This window comes from Citrobacter sp. MGH104, from assembly GCF_001034485.1.
GTDB lineage: Bacteria > Pseudomonadota > Gammaproteobacteria > Enterobacterales > Enterobacteriaceae > Citrobacter > Citrobacter freundii.
On the sequence record NZ_KQ089819.1, the window covers coordinates 601,874 to 626,900 of the forward strand.

Annotated in this window: 26 protein-coding genes; 22 read left to right on the forward strand and 4 right to left on the reverse strand. The window is 56.3% G+C overall.

What is annotated here, in order from left to right; translation table 11 throughout:
• Positions 1-5 precede the first annotated feature (5 nt).
• Both SK34_RS21185 and crfC read right to left on the reverse strand, forming a co-directional pair.
• Positions 6-899: a diguanylate cyclase regulator RdcB family protein gene (locus SK34_RS21185; RefSeq protein WP_032941067.1), complete on the reverse strand. Its 894-nt coding sequence runs from the start codon at positions 897-899 to the stop codon at positions 6-8.
• Complete coding sequence (gene crfC / locus SK34_RS21190) at positions 896-3,253, reverse strand: clamp-binding protein CrfC (RefSeq protein ID WP_032938139.1); 2,358 nt, start codon at positions 3,251-3,253, stop codon at positions 896-898. The genes SK34_RS21185 and crfC overlap by 4 nt, the downstream gene beginning before the upstream one ends.
• Positions 3,254-3,792: 539 nt before the next feature.
• Here crfC and SK34_RS21195 point away from each other — a divergent pair.
• The 16 genes from SK34_RS21195 (at position 3,793) to phnP (ending at position 15,782) form a co-directional block, all read left to right on the forward strand.
• Entirely contained in the window at positions 3,793-4,128 is a 336-nt protein-coding gene (locus SK34_RS21195) for a zinc ribbon domain-containing protein YjdM (RefSeq protein WP_003031835.1), read from the forward strand.
• 139 nt (positions 4,129-4,267) lie between these two features.
• Complete coding sequence (yjdN, locus tag SK34_RS21200) at positions 4,268-4,717, forward strand: VOC family metalloprotein YjdN (protein WP_003031832.1); 450 nt, start codon at positions 4,268-4,270, stop codon at positions 4,715-4,717.
• Between the two features lie 132 nt (positions 4,718-4,849).
• Complete coding sequence (phnC, locus tag SK34_RS21205; RefSeq protein ID WP_048234134.1) at positions 4,850-5,638, forward strand: phosphonate ABC transporter ATP-binding protein; 789 nt, start codon at positions 4,850-4,852, stop codon at positions 5,636-5,638.
• A gap of 155 nt (positions 5,639-5,793) precedes the next feature.
• Positions 5,794-6,810 (forward strand): phosphonate ABC transporter substrate-binding protein, encoded by a 1,017-nt coding sequence (gene phnD / locus SK34_RS21210; protein ID WP_003841122.1) that lies wholly within the window; start codon positions 5,794-5,796, stop codon positions 6,808-6,810.
• Between the two features lie 104 nt (positions 6,811-6,914).
• On the forward strand, positions 6,915-7,694 hold the full coding sequence (phnE, locus tag SK34_RS21215; protein WP_048234135.1) for a phosphonate ABC transporter, permease protein PhnE: 780 nt from the start codon (positions 6,915-6,917) through the stop codon (positions 7,692-7,694).
• A gap of 20 nt (positions 7,695-7,714) precedes the next feature.
• Positions 7,715-8,440: a phosphonate metabolism transcriptional regulator PhnF gene (gene phnF / locus SK34_RS21220; RefSeq protein WP_003031826.1), complete on the forward strand. Its 726-nt coding sequence runs from the start codon at positions 7,715-7,717 to the stop codon at positions 8,438-8,440.
• Positions 8,441-8,893: a phosphonate C-P lyase system protein PhnG gene (gene phnG, locus SK34_RS21225; RefSeq protein ID WP_003031825.1), complete on the forward strand. Its 453-nt coding sequence runs from the start codon at positions 8,441-8,443 to the stop codon at positions 8,891-8,893.
• Entirely contained in the window at positions 8,890-9,474 is a 585-nt protein-coding gene (gene phnH / locus SK34_RS21230) for a phosphonate C-P lyase system protein PhnH (RefSeq protein WP_048234136.1), read from the forward strand. The genes phnG and phnH overlap by 4 nt, the downstream gene beginning before the upstream one ends.
• A complete protein-coding gene (locus SK34_RS21235) occupies positions 9,474-10,541 on the forward strand; it encodes a carbon-phosphorus lyase complex subunit (protein ID WP_003844770.1) in 1,068 nt (355 codons plus the stop codon). The genes phnH and SK34_RS21235 overlap by 1 nt, the downstream gene beginning before the upstream one ends.
• Before the next feature lie 46 nt (positions 10,542-10,587).
• On the forward strand, positions 10,588-11,379 hold the full coding sequence (phnJ, locus tag SK34_RS21240) for an alpha-D-ribose 1-methylphosphonate 5-phosphate C-P-lyase PhnJ (RefSeq protein WP_224774781.1): 792 nt from the start codon (positions 10,588-10,590) through the stop codon (positions 11,377-11,379).
• The gene (phnK, locus tag SK34_RS21245) at positions 11,376-12,134 is read left to right on the forward strand and encodes a phosphonate C-P lyase system protein PhnK (RefSeq protein ID WP_003844769.1); all 759 of its coding nucleotides are present in this window, start codon (positions 11,376-11,378) and stop codon (positions 12,132-12,134) included. Before phnJ ends, phnK begins: the two co-directional genes overlap by 4 nt.
• Before the next feature lie 89 nt (positions 12,135-12,223).
• Positions 12,224-12,904 (forward strand): phosphonate C-P lyase system protein PhnL, encoded by a 681-nt coding sequence (gene phnL, locus SK34_RS21250; protein WP_003841104.1) that lies wholly within the window; start codon positions 12,224-12,226, stop codon positions 12,902-12,904.
• Entirely contained in the window at positions 12,901-14,037 is a 1,137-nt protein-coding gene (gene phnM, locus SK34_RS21255; RefSeq protein ID WP_048234137.1) for an alpha-D-ribose 1-methylphosphonate 5-triphosphate diphosphatase, read from the forward strand. Before phnL ends, phnM begins: the two co-directional genes overlap by 4 nt.
• A gap of 2 nt (positions 14,038-14,039) precedes the next feature.
• Entirely contained in the window at positions 14,040-14,594 is a 555-nt protein-coding gene (phnN, locus tag SK34_RS21260) for a ribose 1,5-bisphosphokinase (protein WP_003841102.1), read from the forward strand.
• Positions 14,581-15,015 carry an aminoalkylphosphonate N-acetyltransferase gene (gene phnO, locus SK34_RS21265; RefSeq protein WP_003031809.1) on the forward strand — a complete coding sequence of 145 codons (435 nt, stop codon included), beginning with the start codon at positions 14,581-14,583 and terminating at the stop codon, positions 15,013-15,015. Before phnN ends, phnO begins: the two co-directional genes overlap by 14 nt.
• Positions 15,016-15,023: 8 nt before the next feature.
• Positions 15,024-15,782 carry a phosphonate metabolism protein PhnP gene (gene phnP, locus SK34_RS21270; protein WP_048234139.1) on the forward strand — a complete coding sequence of 253 codons (759 nt, stop codon included), beginning with the start codon at positions 15,024-15,026 and terminating at the stop codon, positions 15,780-15,782.
• Between the two features lie 201 nt (positions 15,783-15,983).
• On the opposite strand, the gene yjdP is transcribed toward phnP, so the two are convergent.
• Entirely contained in the window at positions 15,984-16,313 is a 330-nt protein-coding gene (gene yjdP, locus SK34_RS21275; protein WP_003031807.1) for a DDRRRQL repeat protein YjdP, read from the reverse strand.
• 69 nt (positions 16,314-16,382) lie between these two features.
• Positions 16,383-18,647: a hybrid sensor histidine kinase/response regulator gene (locus tag SK34_RS21280; RefSeq protein WP_048234140.1), complete on the reverse strand. Its 2,265-nt coding sequence runs from the start codon at positions 18,645-18,647 to the stop codon at positions 16,383-16,385.
• Positions 18,648-18,761: 114 nt separating this feature from the next.
• On the opposite strand from SK34_RS21280, the gene SK34_RS21285 reads away from it, so the two are divergent.
• The 6 genes from SK34_RS21285 (at position 18,762) to SK34_RS21310 (ending at position 24,983) form a co-directional block, all read left to right on the forward strand.
• A complete protein-coding gene (locus tag SK34_RS21285; RefSeq protein WP_003844755.1) occupies positions 18,762-20,285 on the forward strand; it encodes a sugar ABC transporter ATP-binding protein in 1,524 nt (507 codons plus the stop codon).
• Positions 20,278-21,273, forward strand: coding sequence for an ABC transporter permease subunit (locus SK34_RS21290; RefSeq protein ID WP_003031803.1), 996 nt, complete (start codon positions 20,278-20,280; stop codon positions 21,271-21,273). The genes SK34_RS21285 and SK34_RS21290 overlap by 8 nt, the downstream gene beginning before the upstream one ends.
• Positions 21,274-21,361: 88 nt before the next feature.
• On the forward strand, positions 21,362-22,303 hold the full coding sequence (locus SK34_RS21295; protein ID WP_003826688.1) for an ABC transporter substrate-binding protein: 942 nt from the start codon (positions 21,362-21,364) through the stop codon (positions 22,301-22,303).
• A gap of 120 nt (positions 22,304-22,423) precedes the next feature.
• Entirely contained in the window at positions 22,424-23,107 is a 684-nt protein-coding gene (locus SK34_RS21300) for a D-lyxose/D-mannose isomerase (protein ID WP_003031789.1), read from the forward strand.
• 14 nt (positions 23,108-23,121) lie between these two features.
• Positions 23,122-23,982 carry a ketose 1,6-bisphosphate aldolase gene (locus SK34_RS21305; RefSeq protein ID WP_016149417.1) on the forward strand — a complete coding sequence of 287 codons (861 nt, stop codon included), beginning with the start codon at positions 23,122-23,124 and terminating at the stop codon, positions 23,980-23,982.
• Positions 23,979-24,983, forward strand: coding sequence for a carbohydrate kinase family protein (locus SK34_RS21310; protein WP_101740001.1), 1,005 nt, complete (start codon positions 23,979-23,981; stop codon positions 24,981-24,983). Before SK34_RS21305 ends, SK34_RS21310 begins: the two co-directional genes overlap by 4 nt.
• Positions 24,984-25,027: the final 44 nt, after the last annotated feature.

Consider the following 25,027-nt stretch of genomic DNA (forward strand, 5'->3'; position numbering starts at 1 on the left):
CCTGCTCAATTGATGAGTAGGGACGGTGCAAAAATCTCCTCAACCATCGCATCAGCCAGTCGTTTCGCCGAACACAATCGCGGCATTCCTAACGCCACATTTTGCCAACGCTGCGTCACCGACCAGCTCACCGGATGACGCTGCGCATCGCACCAGTCGCCTAACCAGCTCAGCATATCGTTATACTCGCCCGATCCGCCGACAACTGGCGTGCTGAGCCAATGATGATAGTAATGACGCGTAGCAGGCGCCGCATTCACGCTGTCCGCCAACGCCTGAGCGGCCATGGTTCGCAGGTTGTCTTTTAGCATTAACACCACATCGGCATTCGCTAACCGGCAGGCGTCACCGAAGGCTCCCCAGCGCAACTCCTCCAGCGCAACAAAACAGCGTCCAGGTAACGACCAACCGTCATATGCGCCAGCCCGCCAGCGGGTAAAAATTTGTTCGCTGTGTTCGCCCGCCTGAACCGTCAGGCCACGCTGGGTCAGCGCCTTCTCTTTATACGCAGCGCGTTGGGTAAACCAGTCAGTCAGTGAATTTATTTGTTGTAAAAGACCGGGGGTTGAAAGCCCACGCGGGTGTTCGGTTTGTTGTAAAAACTTCAGCCCTTCGGCAATACGCACCAGCGCCAGATGGCCTGGGTCGATCATGCCCGCCAACTTTTCTACCAGCTTAAGACGCATCACCAGATGCTCGCTGGACACTCCCGCCATCACCCACGCCCGCAGTTGTGTCTGGGATAACACCTCCTGCGTCAGACGCGCACGCAACCGCTGCTGCTGTTGCAGAAAACCGCCGGAACGTTTGGTTTCATCTCCCTGAACCAGATCGACCATAAACTTCGGGTAGACACACTCCAGCGTCCTCCCGGGGCCTTCCAGTAAAACGTTAGTCATGTGTGCTCGGTTGCAAAAAGGGTATTGATATCGTCACGCAGCAAACGGGAATCTTCATAAAGCCATGCCGCAATCGTAATGCGCTGCTGCAATTGCTCATTCATTGCATTCACCGCGGATTCATTTTGTTGGCGTAGCGTCAGACTTTCACTCAGGCTCGCCTGTAATTGCGCCAGACACAGTGAAAAATCTGCAAAAAACGTGGCCATGCCTGCCGTAACGGAAATATCGACCTGAGCAACTAAAGCTTTACGAATTTGTTGGCAAAACTGGGAGACATACTGCACAAGGTTCTTATGCAAAGCGCCCATATCAATGAGATAACGCGTTTTTGTTTCGACGTAATCATTCCATCCCCAGTTGGGTTGATTTAGCCAACGAGAGAAAGTGTCACGTACCGCACCACCAGTAGACGGCGCATTTTCTGCCGGAATATCCTGCTCAATGGCCTCGTTAAACAATTGGCGGGTATTGAAATTAAACATCGCTGTATGGAACGCTGGAAAACGGATCCGCGCACGAAAACCGGCGTGGTTTAGCTCCTCTTTCACCCTTTGCTCAATTGGCCGCATCGCGTCATTTAGCGCCCGGGAGAGTGTCGACTCAAGCTGTTCAAAACGCAGGGCTAAGTCACGGCTGATGCTTTCCTGCGCCGCCAGCAATACCCCCTCACAGGACGAGCGAATTTTATCTAACACAATTTTCGCCTGGCCTTCATCGTGCAGCACCAGCATTTCTCCGGCCATTTCTGCCGAGGAGACGCCAGTTCCCAGACTATGTTGTGACATCATCAGGACGTTTTCTTTGACAAAGAACGTGTTGATACCGCAAAGAATCTCGGTTTGTTGCTCTCTGAGATAGGCTGCAGCAGCTTCCAGCGCCAGTTCTACTTCATGGCTGACTTCATCGCTCACCCGCCCCTGGCTCACTTCTAACTGCTGCATATCCTCTTCAATATGCGTGATGTTCAGCCGTAGTTCGTCATAGGCGACCGTTAACCCGTGGGCACGAAACTCCAGATATTCGTGCACGCTTTGCGCATAGTTCAATAACTTATGTGACGCTGAGCGTAGCGCATACAGCGATGCATTGGCGTAAGCGGCGTGAATCACTTTCTGGATAGGCTGTTCAAACAGCGAGTCTTCCCACAACAGGTCGGCGGCATGACGGATATGCTCCGTATCTTCAAGATCGGTGGTGCGCCAGCGTCTGCCAAGCGCCGCTTCGGCAAAATCCTGCACCCAACGTTGCACCTGATGATCCGGCAGTCGCCCACGGGCCGTCAGCTCATGACGCGCCCTGTTTGCCAGATAGCCCCACATTGAGGAAACCGGATAGATTCTTTCAGGGGCAATGCCACCTTGCATCAACGTGCCAGAAATTAACGCCCGCACCTGCTCTTCATCGTCACTGTTGCGGTCTTTCTGATCGAACTTGTTCACCAGCGCATACAGCGGTACTGACTTGCCAACCGCCATAATCGCCTGACGCACTTCCTCATCAGAAATAGATTTCAATTGGGTGTAATCCAACACTGCCAGCACCGCAGAGGCCCGTACCAGCTGTTCATTAAGCATTTTTTGTAAGTGCGGTTGTCCCGCCTCGTTCGGCCCCGGCGTATCCAGCAACGTTAATTGCCCTGGGTAGCTTGCTTGTCCGGCCAAATGGACAAACTCAACCTCAATAACCGGAATATGCTCAATCGCGGCATAGGCAGCAAAAGGAAAATCAACATCCAATGCTTTTGACAGGCGCACCAGGTCGTTCAGGCTTTTAAGGCAATGGAAAATAGGCTGTGCGCCAAGATAATACCGTTCAAATGCCACGCCGGTTTCAATATGCTGCAGCAGGACATTCATATCCTTGTCAATTTCCAGGGTCTGTGTAAGACGCTGGCGATCGCACTCGCGCACACGCTGCTGTAAAACCTTCATTAAGGCATCAATCGGCGCGACATGTGAAAAATGCAGGACCGGCTCTTTCTGCCCCGGCGTATGACGAATTAGCGTTGGTAACGCCGTCATGGGGCGATTACGATTAGGTAAAACTTCTGTCCCTACAATCGCGTTAATCGTCGTCGATTTTCCCGCTTTCATCGTGCCAACAATCGCCAGCACCATTTCCAGACGCGTAATCTTGCGCAACTCATTATTGAGCGTTGCTTGCTGGACATCCATGCCACGCGCGCTGAAGTGCAGGGGCTGAACAACCTGACTGCTATGCTCTCCTTGTTTTAGCGCGACATCATCCAACGACGTCATGGGCAATTTTTGCAATTGCCTGAGATGTTCAAGCGAGAGCATCAGCAAGCGTTCCGCTTCCTGACTTAATTCATATATTGTCTGTGTGTGCATGGAAAATCTTTCCTTAACGCAAATAGCATTGCTTTTATTTAGCCCAATCGTTTTATTTATAGATTTTTTGGCTTTTATAATTACGTGTGGAAATAATTAAAATCAAAACAACCAATTGATATTATTAAAATAAGTTTGGCGTACAACCGCTGGCCTGAAACCTCTCACTTATCTAATAAGTAAGAAAGATAAACAGCGTAGTTCAGTTTTAAAAAATGCCAGCTTAATCCCCCTACTAAAATTAAGGGGGATTGAGATATTCAATCACAATGACTTAGACATCCGCAGGCGATGTTACCTATGAATATCAGATATTTCGCCTCACCTTATCTTAAATAACCTGACGTAGCAATTTCCCTTAAAAAATATTACCCCATACTTTCATTGAGGTAAAAGCAAAGGGTCTTTACAGCAGATCATTTGCGTAATCACGCAGTAGTCCCGACAAAAGCAGGGATTTTATGTATAATTGCGGCCTTTTTCGGCAATCTGCCATTTTTTGGGCGCATTTGCCCCTGCTGACTTTTGAGGAAATCCACATGTCATTACCACACTGCCCACAATGCAACTCCGAATACACTTACGAAGATAACGGCATGTTCATCTGCCCGGAATGCGCGCACGAATGGAACGATGCTGAACCGGCACAGGACAGCGACGAACTGATCGTTAAAGATGCTAACGGCAACCTGCTGGCCGATGGCGACAGCGTTACCGTCGTGAAAGACCTGAAGGTAAAAGGTAGCTCTTCCATGCTGAAGATCGGTACCAAAGTGAAAAACATTCGCCTGGTTGAAGGTGACCACAACATCGATTGCAAAATCGATGGCTTTGGCCCAATGAAGCTGAAATCTGAGTTTGTGAAAAAGAACTGATGCAAATTGCCTGATGGCACTACGCTCATCAGGTCTACACCAGCTCATCTGCCAGGCGGGAAGCTCATACTTCCCGCCTGGTTTATTTATGCAGACGATAACTACACTTAACTGGTTTCTTTTACCTGAGGTAAAGATTATGCCGTTAAGTCCCTATATCTCCTTTGCAGGCAACTGCGCTGACGCTATCGCCTACTATCAAAAAACGTTAGGCGCTGAACTGCTCTACAAAATCAACTTCGGTGAAATGCCCAAATCGGCGCAGGATAGTGAAGATGGTTGCCCTTCAGGCATGAAATTCCCCGATACCGCCATTGCCCACGCCAACCTGCGCGTTGCGGGCAGCGACATCATGATGAGCGATAGCGCCCCGGACGGAAATGCTCACTACTCTGGCTTTACGCTAGTGCTCGACACGCAAAACGTCGATGAAGGCAAACGCTGGTTTGATAACCTGGCAGCAAACGGAAAAATCGAAATGGACTGGCAGGAAACCTTCTGGGCCCACGGTTTCGGTAAAGTGAGCGACCAGTATGGCGTGCCGTGGATGATCAACGTCGTCAAACAACAGCAACCCCCTACAGAGTAATCCAACGGGAGGCCAGCCCTCCCGTACTGTCATCAAATAGCGCTCAACTCTTCATCATCGAGTAACTATCCCTTAACGAAAACGTCACATTGATCCGCCACGATGGGGCCACTTTTTTAGGGAGACCGCAGCATGCAAACGATTATTCGCGTCGAAAAACTCTCCAAGTCCTTCAATCAACATCAGGCGCTCAATGCGGTTGATCTGAACATCTGTTCCGGTGAGATGGTGGCTCTGCTTGGGCCGTCCGGCTCCGGCAAATCCACCCTTTTACGTCATTTAAGCGGCTTGATCGTCGGTGATAAATCACCCGGTAGCCGCGTCGAGCTGCTGGGCCGCACCGTTCAACATGAAGGCCGCCTGGCGCGCGATATCCGCAAAAGCCGCGCCCACACCGGCTACATCTTCCAGCAGTTCAATCTGGTGAACCGCCTGACAGTGCTGGAGAACGTCCTGATTGGCGCGCTCGGCAGCACGCCGTTCTGGCGTACCTGTTTTAGCTGGTTTAGCCAGGAACAAAAACAGCGTGCATTACAGGCGCTGACCCGCGTGGGCATGGCGCATTTTGCATACCAGCGTGTTTCCACGCTTTCGGGCGGACAACAGCAGCGCGTCGCAATCGCCCGCGCGCTGATGCAGCAGGCCAAAGTGATCCTTGCCGATGAGCCGATTGCCTCACTGGACCCGGAATCCGCACGCATCGTGATGGACACCCTACGCGACATCAACCAGACCGACGGCATCACCGTGGTCGTCACGCTGCATCAGGTGGATTACGCCCTGCGCTACTGCGAACGCATCGTCGCGCTGCGCCAGGGCAACGTCTTCTTTGATGGCAGCAGCCAGCATTTTGATAACGATCGTTTTGACCATCTTTACCGCAGCATGAACCGCGTCGAACAGAACGCGCAGGCTGCATAGTTCTAAAAAACCAGGCGTTATTGGCGCAGCCAGGCTGGAGACGGCCAGCGCGGAAAAACCGGAGCGTACACGCAGTACGTGAGGATTTTGAGCACTGCCCGGATTCAGGCTGGCAAGTGAAATAGCCTGGAACAATGACTAATTAAGGAAACGACATGAGCTATAAGACAGTTGCCGCGCTGGCTTTCACCAGCATGTTTAGCGTCAGTACCTTGTTAAGCCCGGCGCATGCCGAAGAGCAAGAAAAAGCGCTGAACTTTGGCATTATTTCGACCGAGTCACAGCAAAACCTGAAGCCGCAGTGGGAACCGTTCCTGAAGGACATGGAAAAATCACTGGGCGTGAAAGTGAACGCCTTCTTCGCCCCGGACTACGCCGGGATCATCCAGGGCATGCGCTTTAACAAAGTGGATATCGCCTGGTACGGCAACCTCTCGGCAATGGAAGCGGTGGATCGCGCTAACGGGCAAGTGTTTGCCCAGACCGTCGCCGCCGACGGATCCCCGGGTTACTGGAGTGTGTTGATCGTTAACAAAGACAGTCCGATCAATAACCTGAACGATCTGATCGCCAAACGTAAGGATCTGACCTTCGGCAACGGCGATCCCAACTCAACGTCAGGCTTCCTTGTTCCCGGCTACTACGTCTTTGCCAAAAACAACATCTCCGCGAGCGATTTCAAACGCACCGTTAACGCCGGACACGAAACCAACGCCCTGGCAGTCGCCAACAAGCAGGTCGATGTCGCCACCAACAACACCGAAAACCTCGACAAGCTGAAAACTTCCGCGCCGGAAAAGCTGAAAGAGCTGAAGGTGATCTGGAAGTCACCGCTGATCCCGGGCGATCCGATCGTCTGGCGTAAAAACCTCTCCGAAACCACCAAGGACAAGGTGTACGACTTCTTTATGAATTACGGCAAAACGCCGGAGCAGAAAATCGTACTGGAACGCCTTGGATGGGCACCGTTCCGCGCCTCCAGCGATCTGCAACTGGTGCCGATTCGCCAGCTGGCACTGTTTAAAGAGATGCAGGGTGTGAAGGACAACAAAGGGCTGAACGAGGAAGAGAAAACCAGCAAAACCTCGGCGTTGAAAGCGCAGCTCGATGACCTTGACCGTCTGACAGCCGCACTGGGCGCCATGACCAGCGTCACCAAAGCGGTGCAGTAACCCTGGTGCCCGGTGGCGCTTCGCTTACCGGGCCTACGGTGTTTTGTAGGCCGGATAAGACGCCTGCACCGCCATCCGGCAATAACCTATGCACGGAGCTAAACATGCAAACCATCACCGTCGCCCCGCCCAAACGTAGCTGGTTCTCGCTGCTGAGCTGGGCCATTCTGCTCGCCGTACTGGTGGTCTCGTGGAAAGGTGCCGAAATGGCTCCGCTCACGCTGATCGAAGATTCCGGCAATATGGCAACCTTCGCCGCCGACTTCTTCCCACCGGACTTCAGCCAGTGGCAAGACTATCTCGGTGAAATGGCCGTCACCCTGCAAATTGCCGTCTGGGGGACTGCCCTCGCCGTGGTGCTATCGATTCCCTTCGGCCTGATGTGCGCCGATAACCTGGTGCCGTGGTGGATTTACCAGCCGATGCGCCGCCTGATGGACGCCTGCCGCGCCATCAATGAAATGGTCTTCGCGATGCTGTTCGTGGTCGCCGTCGGGTTAGGGCCATTCGCCGGGGTGATGGCGCTATTTATCCACACCACAGGGGTACTCTCCAAGCTGCTTTCTGAAGCGGTAGAAGCCATTGAACCGGGTCCGGTAGAAGGTATTCGCGCCACCGGAGCCAACAAAATTGAAGAGATTCTGTACGGCGCTCTGCCACAGGTCATGCCGCTGCTGATCTCCTACTCGCTGTATCGCTTTGAATCCAACGTTCGCTCGGCCACGGTAGTCGGCATGGTGGGCGCAGGTGGTATTGGCGTGACCTTATGGGAAGCGATTCGCGGCTTTCAGTTCCAGCAAACCTGCGCCCTGATGGTGTTAATCATCGTCACCGTCAGCCTGCTGGATTTCCTTTCCCAGCGTTTGCGTAAGCACTTTATCTGATTAGCGAGGCATTGATTGCTATGCACTTGTCTACACATCCGACCAGTTATCCAACGCGTTATCAGGAAATTGCCGCGAGACTTGAGCAGGAGCTACGTCAACATTATCGCTGCGGTGACTATCTGCCCGCCGAGCATCAGCTTGCCGCGCGCTTCGAGGTAAACCGCCACACCCTGCGCCGCGCCATTGACCAGTTGGTTGAACGCGGTTGGGTTCAGCGTCGCCAGGGAGTCGGCGTACTGGTGCTGATGCGCCCGTTCGATTACCCGCTTAATGCCCAGGCACGCTTTAGTCAGAACCTGCTGGACCAGGGCAGCCACCCCACCAGCGAAAAACTGCTGGCGGTGCTGCGTCCGGCCTCCAGCCACATTGCCGATGCGCTCAGCATAAACGAGGGCGATAACGTGATTCACCTGCGCACCCTGCGTCGGGTTAACGGGATCGCACTGTGCCAGATCGACCACTATTTTTCCGACCTCACGCTGTGGCCGCTGCTGCAAGGCTTTAACAGCGGCTCACTGCACGACTATCTGCGCCAACAATCAGGTCTGACGCTGCTGCGCACGCAAACGCGCATCAGCGCCCGCCGCGCGCAGGCCAAAGAGAGCAAGGTGCTGGAAATCCCCAATATGGCGCCGCTGCTGTGCGTGCGCACCCTGAACCACCGTGAAGGCGAAGAACACGCGGCGGAATACTCCGTCAGCCTGACCCGCGCCGACATGATCGAATTCACTATGGAGCACTGAATGCATTTCGATACCGCCACCCGCCAGCGCTGGATGCGCGCGCTGGCTTACAGCAATGCCGATGCCCTGAACGCCCGCATCAACGCGCTCAAACTGACGCCGGACTATGAACTTATCCGCGCACCGGAAAGCGGACTGATGCAGATCCAGGCCCGTATGGGCGGTACCGGTAACCGCTTCTTTGCCGGTGACACCACGCTTACCCGCGCAGTGGTACGCCTGAAGAGCGGCACGCTGGGTTACAGCTACCTGCTGGGACGCAATAAACAACATGCCGAGCAGTGCGCGGTAATTGACGCGCTACTGCAGGAACAAACGCATTTCCAGAACCTAATGGAAACCTTAATTGCCCCGCTGGAAGCGGAACGCGATGCGTTGATTAACGCACGCTGTGCCGAAGTCAACGCCAGCCGGGTCGACTTCTTCACGCTGGTACGCGGAGATAACGCATGACCTTACAGACCGCATTTAATTTACCCGTTCAGGATGCTCAGCAGAGCTTTCGTCGCCTGCTGAAAGCCATGAGCAAACCGGGCGTAATCGTCGCCCTGCATCAGCTGAAACACGGCTGGCAGCCGCTGGGTCTGGCGACCACCAGCGTGCTGCTGACCCTGGTCGATGGCGACACGCCGGTCTGGCTGGCGCCGTCGATGGATAACGATATCGCCCGGCAGAACCTGCGTTTTCACACCAACGCGCCGCTGGTGGATCAACCACAGTTGGCGGCCTTTGCCGTCGCCGACGAACGTATCAGCAGCGAACAGCTTAACGCCCTCTCCGCCGGTTCAGCCGTCGCACCAGAAACCAGCGCCACGCTGATTGTGCAGGTCTCTGGCTTAAGCGGCGGACGCATGCTGCGTCTGACCGGCGCGGGCATCGCCGAAGAGCGCATGATCGCGCCACAGCTGCCGGAATGCCTGATTCACGAACTCACCGAACGCCCGCATCCGTTCCCACTGGGGGTCGATCTGATCCTCACCTGTGGCGAACGCCTGCTGGCTATTCCGCGAACCACCCATGTGGAGGTGTGCTGATGTACGTCGCCGTCAAAGGGGGCGAAAAGGCGATAGCCAACGCCCACGCCCTGCAGGAAAACCGACGCCGGGGCGATGAGACCATTGCTGAACTGAGCGTGGCGCAAATCGAACAGCAGATGAACCTGGCCGTTGATCGGGTGATGACCGAAGGTGGCATCGCTGACCGCGAACTGGCTGCACTGGCGCTCAAACAGGCCAGCGGCGATAACGTCGAGGCCATCTTTTTGCTCCGCGCCTACCGCACTACGCTGGCAAAGGTAGCTGTCAGCGAACCGGTTAACAGCGCAGAAATGCGTCTTGAGCGCAGAATCTCCGCGGTCTACAAGGATATTCCCGGCGGGCAGCTGTTGGGTCCAACCTATGACTATACCCATCGCCTGCTGGATTTTACCTTACTGGCCAATGGCGAAACCCCGCCTCTGCGCAGCGCAGACGGCGCGCAGGATGCCTCCCCGCACGTCTTTTCCCTGCTGGCGAACCAGGGCCTGGCAAAACGTGAAGAGGATGATGGCGCGACACCCGACGACATCACCCGCACGCCGCCGGTTTACCCCTGCTCACGCGCTTCACGTCTGCAACAGTTGATGCGCGGTGACGAGGGATATTTGCTGGCGCTGGCCTACTCCACCCAGCGCGGCTACGGGCGCAACCACCCGTTTGCCGCCGAAATCCGTAGCGGCTATGTGGCACTGGAAACCGTACCGGAAGAGCTGGGATTTGCGGTGAACGTCGGCGAACTGCTGATGACGGAATGTGAAATGGTCAACGGTTTTGTCGCGCCAGAAAATGAATCGCCCCATTTTACCCGCGGCTACGGGCTGGTGTTCGGTATGAGCGAACGTAAAGCAATGGCGATGGCGCTGGTGGACCGCGCCCTACAGGCAGCCGAATACGATGAAACGGTCACAGGACCGGCGCAGGACGAAGAGTTCGTGCTGGCGCATGCGGATAACGTCGAGGCGGCGGGTTTTGTTTCGCACCTCAAACTTCCCCATTACGTCGATTTCCAGGCCGAACTGGAACTGCTCAAACGCCTGCAACAGGAGGCCACCCGTGACCACTAACCTCTCCGGCTACAACTTTGCCTATCTTGATGAGCAAACCAAACGCATGATCCGCCGCGCAATTCTGAAAGCGGTAGCGATCCCCGGTTACCAGGTACCGTTTGGCGGACGTGAAATGCCGATGCCATACGGATGGGGAACCGGCGGCATTCAACTTACCGCCAGCGTGATTGGCGAGCCGGACGTGCTGAAAGTGATTGACCAGGGCGCGGACGACACCACTAACGCCGTATCGATTCGTAATTTCTTCAAGCGTGTGACCGGAGTGAATACCACTGAGCGTACGGAAGATGCGACGCTGATCCAGACCCGCCACCGCATCCCGGAGACGCCGCTGGTGGAAGATCAAATAATCATCTTCCAGGTACCGATCCCCGAGCCGCTACGCTTTATCGAACCGCGTGAAACGGAAACTCGCACCATGCACGCGCTGGAAGAGTACGGCATCATGCAGGTGAAACTGTATGAAGATATCGCCCGCTTTGGTCATATCGCCACCACTTACGCCTATCCGGTGAAGGTCAACGACCGCTACGTCATGGACCCGTCGCCCATCCCGAAATTCGACAATCCGAAGATGGACATGATGCCGGCCCTGCAACTGTTTGGCGCAGGCCGCGAAAAACGTATCTATGCCGTTCCACCTTACACTCGCGTGGAAAGCCTCGATTTCGACGATCACCCGTTTACCGTGCAGAGCTGGGATGAACCTTGTGCCATCTGCGGCTCAACCCACAGCTATCTCGATGAAGTGGTGCTCGATGACAGCGGCAAACGCATGTTTGTCTGCTCCGACACCGATTACTGCCGCCAACAGAGCGAGGCCCTCAGCAAATGACGCAACCGCTGCTTTCAGTCAACAACCTGACCCATCTCTACGCGCCGGGCAAGGGCTTCAGCGATGTCTCTTTTGACCTGTGGCCAGGCGAAGTGCTGGGTATCGTCGGCGAGTCCGGTTCTGGCAAAACCACGCTGCTGAAATCGATCTCTTCACGGCTGACGCCGCAGAGCGGTGAGATTTTGTATCAGAACCGTTCGCTGTACGGCATGAACGAGGCCGACCGTCGCCGTCTGCTGCGCACCGAATGGGGCGTGGTGCATCAGCATCCGCTGGATGGCCTGCGCCGTCAGGTCTCCGCAGGCGGCAATATCGGCGAACGCCTGATGGCCACTGGCGCGCGTCACTACGGCGACATCCGCGCCACCGCGCAGCGCTGGCTGGAGGAGGTGGAGATCCCTGCCTCGCGTATCGACGACCTGCCAACCACCTTTTCCGGCGGTATGCAGCAGCGCCTGCAGATCGCCCGCAACCTCGTCACCCATCCCAAACTGGTGTTTATGGACGAACCCACCGGCGGGCTGGACGTTTCGGTACAGGCCAAACTGCTGGACCTGCTGCGCGGCCTGGTGGTGGAACTGGATCTTGCAGTGGTCATTGTCACCCACGATTTGGGTGTGGCGCGTCTGCTGGCAGATCGTTTGCTGGTGATGAAGCAGGGTCAGGTGGTGGAAAGTGGGTTAACCGACCGCGTGCTCGACGACCCGCACCATCCGTACACCCAGTTGTTGGTGTCGTCCGTTTTGCAAAATTAAACATCGGATGCCGGATGGCAGCTTACGGGGCGCTTTTTGTAGGCCGGATAAGCACAGCACCATCCGGCAATAAGAACCATGAGGCTCAAATGATCCGCGTTGAAAATGTCAGTAAAACCTTTGTCCTGCATCAGCAAAACGGCGTGCGTCTGCCGGTGCTGCAAAACGCCACGCTGGAAGTGAAAAACGGCGAATGCGTGGTGCTGCACGGTCACTCGGGTAGCGGCAAATCCACGCTGCTGCGATCGCTGTACGCCAACTATCTGCCGGATGAAGGACACATCCACATTCGCCACAGCGATGAGTGGGTCGATCTGGTGCAGGCCCCGGCGCGCAAAGTGTTGGAAGTTCGCCGTTCAACCATCGGCTGGGTGAGCCAGTTCCTGCGCGTAATCCCGAGGATTTCCGCGCTGGATGTGGTGATGCAACCGCTGCTGGATCTGGGTGTCTCCCGTGAGGAGTGTGCAGCCAAAGCGGCTAACCTACTTACCCGCCTGAACGTGCCGGAGCGGCTGTGGCACCTGGCACCGTCGACCTTCTCCGGTGGCGAACAGCAGCGCGTCAACATCGCCCGCGGGTTTATCGTCGATTACCCGATTCTGCTGCTCGATGAACCCACCGCCTCGCTGGACGCCAAAAATAGCGCCGCCGTCGTCGCATTGATTGAAGAAGCAAAAGCCCGCGGCGCAGCAATTGTCGGTATTTTTCACGATCAAACCGTGCGCGACCGCGTAGCGGATCGTCTGCATCTGATGGGAACAACAGCATGATTATCAATAATGTAAAGCTGGTACTGGAAGATGACGTGGTGCAAGGATCGCTGGAAATCGAGGGCGGGGTCATTCGCGCCTTTGCTGAAAGTCCGAGCAGCCTACCTGAGGCGCTGGACGGCGAAGGCGGCTGGCTGCTGCCAGGGCTTATCGAGCTGCATACCGATAATCTCGACAAATTTTTTACCCCGCGCCCGAAGGTAGACTGGCCTGCCCACTCGGCAATGAGCAGCCACGACGCGCTAATGGTCGCCAGCGGCATTACCACCGTGCTGGACGCAGTGGCGATTGGCGATGTGCGCGACGGTGGTGACCGTCTGGAAAATCTGGAGAAGATGATCAACGCGGTGGAAGAGACGCAAAAGCGTGGGGTCAATCGCGCCGAGCACCGCTTGCACCTGCGCTGCGAGCTGCCGCATCACACTACCCTGCCGCTGTTTGAAAAACTGGTCGGTCGTGAGCCGGTGACGCTGGTGTCGCTGATGGATCATTCCCCCGGCCAGCGTCAGTTCGCCAATCGTGAGAAGTACCGCGAGTATTATCAGGGCAAGTATTCGCTCACCGACGAGCAGATGGCCCGTTATGAAGAAGAACAGTTAGCGCTGGCTGCGCGTTGGTCACAGCCCAACCGCACGGCGATTGCCCAGATGTGCTGTGAGCGCCAGATTGCGCTGGCAAGCCATGACGATGCCACCTGCGATCATGTGCTGGAATCGCATCAACTTGGCAGCGTGATCGCCGAATTTCCCACAACTTTCGAAGCCGCCGATGCCTCACGCCAGCATGGCATGAACGTGCTGATGGGCGCACCTAACATCGTGCGCGGCGGTTCTCACTCCGGCAACGTGGCGGCACATAGGCTGGCTGAGCTGGGGCTGCTGGATATTCTCTCCTCCGACTACTACCCCGCCAGCCTGCTCGATGCGGCATTTCGCGTAGCGGATGACGACGCTAACCGCTTTACGCTGTCGCAGGCTATTCGTCTGGTGACCCGCAATCCGGCGCGGGCCTTAAATCTCGACGATCGCGGCGTTATTGCCGAAGGTAAACGCGCGGATCTGGTGCTGGCGCATCGCAAAGGCGGCAACATCCATATCGACCACGTCTGGCGTCAGGGCAAAAGGGTATTCTGACTATGGGTAAACTGATCTGGCTGATGGGGCCGTCCGGCTCCGGTAAGGACAGTCTGCTGGCAGAATTGCGCCAGCAGGAACCGGCACAACTGCTGGTGGCGCATCGCTACATCACCCGTGCCGCCAACGCCGGGAATGAAAATCATATTGCGCTAAGTGAACCAGAGTTTTTTACCCGCGCCGGGCAGAATCTGCTGGCGCTGAGCTGGCACGCCAACGGCTTCTACTACGGCGTCGGCGTGGAGATAGACCTCTGGCTGCACGCTGGTTTTGATGTGGTGGTCAACGGCTCGCGTGCGCATCTGCCCCAGGCGCAGGCCCGTTATGGCGCTTCTTTGCTTCCCATTTGCTTACAGGTTTCTCCGGCAATTCTCCGCCAGCGCCTGCAGGCTCGTGGGCGGGAGAGCGAAACGGAAATCGCCGCCCGTCTTGAACGCGCAGCCCGCTACGCCCCGTATGACTGCCACGTCCTGAATAACGATGGTAGTTTGCTACAGTCTGTCGATACACTGCTCGCACTGATGGGACGCAAGGAGAAGAAACATGTCTGTCTGTGAATTACGCCGCGCCACGCTCTACGATACCGATGCGGTTTACGCGCTCATCTGCGAGTTGAAACAGGGTCAATTTGACCTGCAGGCTTTTAGCGCTGGTTACGCCGCTAATCTGCAAGATGCCAATATGCACTACCAGTTGGCACTGATCGACGGACAGGTCGTCGGCTTGATCGGTCTACACCTGCAGTTTCATCTGCACCACGCCAACTGGATTGGCGAAATCCAGGAACTGGTGGTGATGCCGCAGGCGCGAGGGTTAAGGGTCGGCAGCCAGCTACTGGCCTGGGCCGAAGCCGCCGCACGCGAAGCGGGCGCAGAAGTCACCGAGCTTTCCACCAGCACCCAACGCCTTGACGCACACCGTTTTTACCAGCGCGAAGGCTATACCATGAGCCATTTTCGCTTCACCAAACCGCTGTAGGGGGAGCCATGAGTCTGACCATTACGCTAACGGGAACGGGCGGCGCACAGCTGGTGCCGACATTTGGCTGCGACTGTGCGGCCTGCCAACGAGCACGCTTACAGGCGCAATATCGTCGACGCCCTTGTAGCGGGGTGGTCAAATTCAACAATGCGGTGACGCTGCTGGACGCGGGGATCCCGCATCTGATGGACGACTGGCCAGCGGGCAGCTTCCAGCAGTTTCTGTTGACCCACTATCATATGGATCACGTGCAGGGGCTGTTTCCGCTGCGCTGGGGCGTGGGGGCGACTATCCCGGTGTACGGACCGCCGGATGAACAGGGTTGCGACGATCTGTTTAAGCATCCCGGCATCCTCGATTTTAGCCCTACCGTCGCGCCATTCGTAGTGTTTGACCTGCAAGGATTGCAGGTCACGCCGCTACCACTCAACCATTCAAAGCTGACGTTTGGTTATCTGCTGGAGACCGCACATAGCCGCGTGGCGTGGCTCTCCGATACCGCCGGACTTCCCGACAAGACGCTGAAGTTTCTCCACAATAACCAACCCCGGGTGATTATCATCGACTGCAGCCATGCCCCGCGCACCGAGCCACCGCGCAATCACTGTGATTTAAATACCGTTATCGCGTTGAACGACGTTATCCGCTGTCCACGGGTGATCCTGACGCATATCAGCCATCAGTTCGACCTGTGGATGATGGAAAACCAGCTTCCCGCAGGGTTTGAGGCAGGATATGACGGTATGGAGATTATGCTGGAGTAAGGAAATTTGCCGGATGCGATGAAAACATCTTATCCGGCCGACAAGACGACAGCCAGGCGACTTTTCCATAAGCATAGAGAGATTGCAATGCCTACATGCACTGTGCTCAAGTGCATGTATTGACATAAAATGGCGAGATGTTGAGCTGACAGCGAAATCCCTTACAGGGGATAAAATATTCTTACATTTAGATAGTTACAGTTAACGATCGTAATCTTCTTCCATTCTGCGTTCTTCGTCTTCTAACTGACGCCGTTCTTGATCAAGCTGGCGCTGACGGTCATCCAGTTGGCGACGTCGATCTTCAAACTGGCGGCGGCGATTGTCATATTGCCTGCGCCGGTCGTCACTCATCTGGCGCTGCCAACTTTCATCACGGGAATCATCATAATCCCGCCCGTTGTCCGGTTTGTATGCGTCGTTTATCGCCTGCTGAATATTACCAATGGCGTCATCGATAATATCCGCCTGCGCCGATACGGTGGTCAGCATCAGCAAACTAAAAAGAAGGAATGTCGCGGAGCGTTGCATAAAACCAGCCTCATCAAGAAACTCGCCCCACGGTAACCAAAGCGTATTTGCTCGGGTAGCGGAGGAATCTCAATTACGCGAATGCCGCAGCGCCTGCGCCAGTTCTCCCCGGGTAAAAGGCTTACGCAATAGTGCCACATCCGGCAGCGCCGGGTTATGCGCCGGGCGTAAATCCTGACCGCTCATCAGCAGGATGGACAACTGCGGATAATGTGCCTGGGCATGGTTAACCACATCCACGCCGCTTAAACCACCTGGCAGCATTAAGTCGCTGATAAAAATATCAATCTCGGATGAAGCCGCCAGCATATGCATCGCCTGTTCGCCGTTGGCGGCCTCTAACGTCAGGTAGCCCAGCAGGTGTAATTGCTCGCACAACGTCTGGCGTACATCGTCCTCATCCTCGAGCACCAACACCAGTTTTTCATCGTTGGTCGTTGTGTGTTGCGCTACCGCTTCCACTTGAGCCTGCACCGGAACAACGGCGCGAGGCAGTTGCAGCCGGACAGTCGTTCCCTGCCCGGGGGCGCTTTCAATCTCCACCCGGCCCCCGGACTGGCGCACAAAACCGTAAACCATCGACAGCCCCAGCCCACTGCCGCTGCCGGTCTGTTTGGTGGTGAAAAAGGGCTCGAAGACCTGCGCTTTCACTGCCTGCGACATCCCACTTCCCTGGTCGGCTACCTCCAGCATCACCATGTCCTGCTTACGCCCATCGCTGCGCGTAACCCGTTGATTCCAGGTACGGATTTTTATCGTGCCCGCCTGCCCGTCCATGGCGTCACGGGCGTTCATCACCAGATTGATAATGGCGTTTTCCAGTTGGCTGACGTCAATCCACGCGGGCCAGGCAGGCGACTGGGCTTCAATCTCCAGCGTCAACGTGGCCGGAAGAGAGTGGCGCATCAGTTCGCCCAGGTTTTCCAGCAGCGTTTTCAGCTCCACCGCATGAGGGTGCAATGACTGTTTGCGCGAAAAGGCCAGCAGCCGTTGGGTAAGCAGCGCCCCGCGCTCGGCGGCTTTTAGCGCCCGATTGACCCGTGGCGCATCGGGCGACTCCGGATTCACCAAATCCAGACTGCCAATAATCACTGCCAGCAGGTTATTGAAATCATGCGCTAATCCACCCGTAAGTTGCCCCACCGCCTTCAGCTTTTGGCTGTGCAACAGCGCTTCTTCCAGCCCCTGACGCTCGGTGCGATCGATTTCCATCTGGCTGGTTTTTTCTTTTAGCAGTCGGGTGGTGTGCTCCAGCGATGCCGTATTGCGGGCAAAGACGCTAAAGGCGCGGGCCAGCTCGCCCAGCTCATCGCGCCGCTGCAGGGCCGGGACACTGACGTCTGATTCACCGTGCGCCAGCCGGGTCATCGCCCGCGAAATGGCCGTTAGGTTGGAGCCGAGATTACGGTAGATATACCACCCGGCAAAACCGGTGATCACCACCGCCAGCAGCGCAAACACTAAAATAAACAACGCGCCGGATTGCAGTTCCTGATGGCTTTGCGCCACCCGCTGCTCTGAGATCAGCGCCACCTGCGAGGCATACTGGTTGATATCGCTGTTGAGGATCGCCACCAACGCTTTGATGTGGAACATATACCAATTGATGGCCAAATCGCTTTGCTCCAGCGCGGAAGAGAGCGGCTCCAGCTTATGCAGCTCCTGGTTGAAGTCGTTGAGGATACCGCTAATCAGCGGATTGGCATGCTGCAAGGGAAGAGCGGGCATCACCGCATCCAGTTGTTTCACCACCGAACGCGGCGTGGGCGTGTCGATGGCGGCAACAATTAAGCGGTCCATCTGCCCCAGCAGCACATCATCCTGCGCGCCGGTGAGCTTTTGCAGATGACGTAAATAGCTTTGATTCTGATACAGCGAACTGAGCAGCGCGTTACGTTCCAGGTGCCGCCGCTGACCGCGCTGCAACATACCTTCTACGCTGCTTTGTAACTCCTGGCTGCGCTGGATAATTCGCTCGACCAGCACCGGCTCCTGCTGTGCCAGCGGCGCGGTAGCCAGTTGTTCCAGCGACTGCTTCAGCGCCCTTTGCGTCTCCTGCAGCCGCTCCGCTTCCCCTTTGTATTCCAGCGCCCCGACTACCTGCGACAGCCGCACCGCCGCTGTCGCGACGTTCGCCGTATCCCGTGCCAGGTTCATGCTGCCGGTCATATCGTCAACGGTTTGCTGCTGCACCTGCTCCTGGATCTGGCTTGCGTGCTGAAACCCCAGCACCGCCACGCCGCTCACCATCAGCGTGACCGCCACCACCAGCAGATTGAAGAACAGCAATCGTCCACGCGCACTGGCGAAAAAGTGACGTCCCGGTTGCGGCATATCACGCTCCGTGAAGAAAAATCGCAATATGACAAATATGAACGGCTTCTGACATTTTGCATTTACATTCCTGTGATGGACTGCTGATATCGGCCACCCCACAGGAGATCCGCCATGAGCAGGACACCGGTTCTGGAGATGCGCAACATTGCTAAAGCGTTTGGCAAATTTTACGCGCTGAAAGGGGTCGATTTAACGGTCTGGCCGGGCGAGATTCATGCCCTGATGGGCGAGAACGGTGCGGGGAAAAGCACCCTGATGAAGATCCTCGCGGGCGCCTATACCGCCACCAGCGGTGAAATCCTGATTGACGGTCAGCCGTTTCACATTCGCGGTCCCAAAGATGCACTCAGCGCAGGCATCACGCTGATTTATCAGGAGATGCAGCTCGCGCCGAACCTGACGGTGGCAGAAAATATCTTTCTTGGCAGCGAGCTGTCGCGCGGCGGTCTGGTCCAGCGTAAAGAGATGGTCATGCAGTCACAGAAAGTCATCGATCGACTCGGCGCCCAGTTTAAGGCCAGCGACCGTGTGATGACGTTGACCATCGCCGAACAGCAGCAGGTTGAAATTGCCCGTGCCCTGCACCGTAACAGCCGCATTCTGGTGATGGATGAACCCACCGCCGCCCTCTCCTCACGTGAAACCCACCGCCTGTTTGAACTGATCATGCGCCTGCGCGATGAGGGGATGGCGATTATCTACATCAGCCACCGCATGGCGGAAGTGTACGAACTCTCCGATCGCGTCAGCGTCCTGCGCGACGGGCAATATGTTGGCAGCCTGACCCGCGACAAGCTCAACGCCTCGGAGCTGGTGCGCATGATGGTGGGCCGTCCGTTGAGCGATCTGTTCAACAAAGAGCGCGATATTCCCTTAGGTAAAGCACGCCTCAACGTCCATCACCTTACCGACGGCCATAAAGTCCAGCCGTGCAGCTTGCTGGTGCGCTCCGGGGAGATCGTCGGCCTGGCCGGGTTAGTCGGCGCAGGGCGTTCTGAACTGGCGCAGCTGATTTTTGGCGTGCGCAAAGCCATCGGCGGCATGATTGAAGTGGACGGTGAACCGGTGGTGATCCACTCCCCGCGCGAAGCAATTGACCACGGCATTGGCTTTCTGACGGAAAACCGCAAAGAGCAGGGATTATTTTTAGAGCTGGCAGCGGCAGAAAACATCACCATGGCAACGCTGGAACGTGACGCGAACTGGGGCATGCTCGATCGCAAAAAGGCGCAGGCGATTTCTGATGACGCCATCAAATTGCTCAATATTCGCGTCCCGCATGCCCAGGTCCGCGCAGGCGGCTTGTCCGGCGGCAACCAGCAAAAGCTGCTGATTTCGCGCTGGGTGGCGATCGGGCCACGCATTTTGATCCTCGATGAACCCACGCGCGGTGTGGACGTCGGCGCCAAAAGCGAGATCTACCGGATCATGAACGATATGGCGCGCAAAGGCGTGGCGATCCTAATGATCTCCAGCGAACTGCCGGAAGTGGTCGGGATGAGCGACCGCGTGTACGTCATGCGCGAAGGCAGTATTGCCGGCGAGCTGAACGGACAAAGTATTACCCAGGAAAATATTATGACGCTGGCAACCGGCGTGAACGACTCCCATCATCAGGCGGTACCCCATGAATAATCCAACCACTCCCCAGCAGGTGGCGAAATCCGCCTCCGCAAAAAAAATGCTGATGAGCGATCTGATGCAAACGGTCGGTATCTTACCGATTCTCATCCTGATAGTGGCGGTGTTTGGCTTTATCGCGCCTAACTTTTTTACCGAGAGTAACCTGCTGAATATTACCCGTCAGGCGTCGATCAACATCGTGCTGGCCGCTGGCATGACCTTCATTATTTTAACCGGCGGCATCGATCTTTCGGTTGGTTCGATTCTCGGCACCACCGCCGTCGCAGCCATGGTGGTTTCTCTCATTCCTGAGTTTGCCATGCTGTCAGTCCCTGCTGCACTGTTGCTCGGCATGGTGCTGGGGTTGTTTAACGGCGCGCTGGTCGCTTTTGCCGGCCTGCCGCCGTTTATCGTCACGCTTGGAACCTATACGGCGCTGCGCGGCGCAGCTTACCTGCTGGCCGACGGCACGACGGTGATTAACTCCAACATCAGCTTTGAGTGGATCGGTAACAACTATCTCGGTCCGGTTCCGTGGCTGGTGGTCATTGCGCTGGCGGTGGTGGTGGTGTGCTGGTTCATTCTTAGGCGCACCACACTCGGCGTTCATATCTATGCGGTTGGCGGCAATATGCAGGCCGCGCGCTTAACCGGTATCAAAGTGTGGCTGGTGCTGCTGTTCGTCTACGGCATGAGCGGTTTGCTCTCAGGTCTTGGCGGGGTGATGAGCGCCTCGCGGCTGTACAGCGCCAACGGCAACTTAGGCATGGGTTACGAGCTGGACGCCATCGCGGCGGTGATCCTCGGCGGCACCAGCTTTGTTGGCGGGATCGGCACCATCACCGGCACGCTGGTGGGGGCGTTGATCATTGCCACGCTCAATAACGGCATGACGCTGATGGGCGTCTCCTATTTCTGGCAATTGGTGATCAAAGGGGCGGTGATCATCATAGCGGTGCTGATCGACAAATACCGTACCCGACACCATCAAAGTGCATAGACAAGCTTACTGGCCTACTCATTCGTAGGCCTGATAAGCGCAGCGCCATCAGGCGTATAACAACAATACCCTACGTGAGGAAACGAGTATGCGTTTGAAGCCATTAGTGACCGCGCTCTGTGCTGGCGCCCTGCTTGCTGCAGCTCCATTTGTGCAGGCAAAAGAACTGAAATCCATCGGCGTTACGGTGGGCGATCTGGCCAACCCGTTCTTCGTGCAGATCACCAAAGGCGCGGAGCTGGAAGCACGCAAACTGGCAGGTGATAGCGTTAAAGTCACGCTGGTTTCCAGCGGCTACGATCTGGGGCAACAGGTGTCGCAAATCGACAACTTTATTGCCGCCAAAGTCGACATGATTATCCTTAACGCCGCCGACTCCAAAGGCATCGGCCCGGCGGTTAAACGCGCGAAAGACGCCGGGATCGTGGTGGTTGCCGTTGACGTAGCGGCGGAAGGCGCAGACGCGACCATTACTTCCGATAACACTCAGGCAGGCGAAATGGCCTGTAAATACATTACCGACCGTCTGAAAGGGAAAGGCAACGTCGTCATCATCAACGGGCCGCCGGTTTCCGCCGTCCAGAACCGTGTGGAAGGCTGCCAGACTGAGTTTAAACGCCACCCGGACATCAAGGTACTGTCGCATAACCAAAACGCCAAAGGCAGTCGCGAAGGCGGGCTGGAGATCATGACCGCGTTGCTGGCGGCGAATCCGAAGATCGACGGCGTATTCGCCATTAACGATCCCACGGCGATCGGCGCCGATCTGGCGGCAAAACAGGCGCAGCGTAGCGAATTCTTTATTGTCGGCGTAGATGGATCCCCAGACGGTGAAGAAGCGCTGAAGCGCGAAAACTCACTATTTGTGGCGACTCCGGCACAAGATCCGCAGGTGATGGCTGCCAAAGCGGTTGAAATCGGCTATGACATATTGCAGGGGAAACCAGCCCCGAAAGAACCCGTGCTGATCCCAGTGACGATGATCGATAAAAACAACGTCGGCAGTTATAAGGGTTGGACGGTGAAATAGCCCGCCACAACAACGCCGGTTGGCGGCAAAGATGCCTTATCCGGTCTACAAGATCGCTATGAATTTGTAGGCCGGATAAGCGCGGCACCATCCGGCATTATATTAAGGAGGATTCAGCCGATGAAACGCTCCGCAATAAACGAGATCCTTGGCCACACGCGCCAGTTTTTCTCTCAGCACGACGTGCATCTCCCCCCTTTTGCCAGCTTCCCCCCGACCCAATGGCGCAAGCTTGATGCCGCTGCCTGGAGCGAAGTGTTCGACCTTAAGCTCGGTTGGGATGTCACCGCGTTTGGCGGCAATAATTTCGCCGCGCAAGGATTAACGCTGTTCACCCTGCGTAATGGTTCGCCGAAAGGCATGCCTTACGAGAAATGCTACGCCGAGAAAATCATGCATGTTCGTGATGCACAGGTCACGCCGATGCATTTTCACTGGCGCAAACGCGAAGACATTATCAATCGCGGCGGCGGCAATCTCATTGTAGAACTGTGGAATGCAGGGATCCGCGAGCAAACGGAAGACAGCGACGTTAGCGTGGTAATTGACGGCTGTCGGCAAACCCATGCCGCAGGCAGTCAACTGCGCCTGACGCCGGGTGAAAGCATCTGCCTGCCGCCGGGCCTGTATCACAGCTTCTGGGCGGAAGAAGGTTTTGGCGACGTGCTGGTTGGCGAGGTCTCTTCTGTTAATGACGACGACCACGACAACCATTTTCTGCAACCGATTTCCCGCTACAACGACATTGAAGAAGACGAACCGGCGCTGCTGGTGCTGTGTAACGAATATCGCCTGTTCCGCTAACCAAGGAGCACATTATGCCGTTGATCTCACTCGCTGATGGCCTTGCCCATGCCCGCGAGCACCGCTATGCCTTAGGGGCGTTTAACGTTCTGGATTCACATTTCCTGCGCGCGTTGTTTGCCGCAGCAAAGCAAGAACGTTCGCCGTTTATTATCAACATTGCCGAGGTGCATTTTAAATATATCTCGCTAGATTCTCTGGTCGAAGCGGTCAAATTCGAAGCCGCGCGGCATGACATTCCGGTAGTGCTGAATCTTGACCACGGCCTGCACTTTGAGTCGGTGGTGCGAGCGTTACGCTTAGGTTTCAGCTCAGTGATGTTCGATGGCTCCACGCTGGAGTACGAAGAAAATATCCGTCAGACCCGCGAAGTGGTGAAGATGTGCCACGCCGTCGGCGTGTCGGTGGAAGCTGAGTTGGGCGCAGTCGGTGGCGATGAAGGCGGTGCGCTGTACGGTCATGCCGACGAATCACTGTTTACCGACCCAATGCTGGCGCGTGATTTCGTTGACAGAACCGGGATTGACGCGCTGGCGGTCGCCATTGGCAACGCCCACGGCAAATATAAAGGCGAACCGCTGCTCGACTTCCCGCGTCTGGACACCATTCGCCAGCAGGCGGCAATCCCGCTGGTACTGCACGGTGGCTCCGGCATCAGCGACGACGATTTCAAGCGCGCTATTGAACTCGGCATTCACAAAATCAACTTCTATACCGGCATGTCGCAGGCGGCGCTGTCGGCAGTGGAGACGCGGATGGCGAATCGTCAGCCCTTATATGACGAATTCGCCGAACTGCTGCTCGGCATTGAGGAAGCCATTACCGATACCGTTTCAGAACAGATGCGCATTTTTGGCAGCGCGGGACGGGTCTGATGGAACGCAAAGGCGTTATCGCCGCAGGCAACATGCTGGTCGATCATGTGCATCAAATTGTGCAGTGGCCGGAACGCGGCTGGTTGGCGGAAATCACCCGTAGCGAACGCGCCACGGGTGGTGCGCCGCTTAATGTGCTGCTGACGCTGGCAAAAATGCACACTGGGCTGCCGTTGCAGGCGGTGGGGTTAATCGGTCAGGATAGCGATGGCGACTACATCATGGCGATGCTGGAGCAGTATCACGTTAATCGCCAACACGTGCAGCGCACGACATTCGCGCCCACGTCAATGTCGCAGGTGATGACCGATCCCAGCGGTCAGCGCACCTTTTTCCACTCGCCGGGCGCCAACACACTGCTGGATTTGCCCGCTTTTGAGCAACTGGATACCTCGATGAAAATCTTCCATCTGGGATATCTGCTGCTGCTCGACAGTCTGGACATGCCGGATAAGGAGTACGGGACGCGTAGCGCAAGGCTGCTGGCGCAAATGCGCGACAACGGCTTTGAAACATCGCTGGATCTGGTCTCACGCAAGGGCGACCCGCGCTACCAGCCACTGGTGATGCCAGCCTTGCGCCATCTCGATTATCTGGTGATTAACGAGCTGGAAGCCGGAGAATTTAGCGGGCTGGAGATCCGCCAGCCCAACGGCGAGCTGCATATCCCGCATATCGCTACCGCCGCGCGCGAATTATTGGATGCAGGCGTACGCCAGCGGGTGGTTATTCACTGTCCGGAAGGTGCCTGGGGTGAAGCGCCGGATCTGCCGGGCACCTGGATCCCGTCGCAGTACCTGGCGCAGGAAGAGATCGTTGGCAGCGTCGGGGCGGGTGATGCGTTTTGCGCCGGATTTTTGTATGGCTGTCATGAGCGCTGGTCGCTGACGGACAGCGTCAGGTTGGCACACGCCTGTGCGCGGGCAAGCTTGCTGTGCGCCAATGCGATAGACGGCGCGAAGACGCTGGCAGAGTTAAAAGCAGAAATGGTTGACGCCTGATGCGCTGCGCTTATCAGGCCTACGACCGCATCCGGCAACTGCGC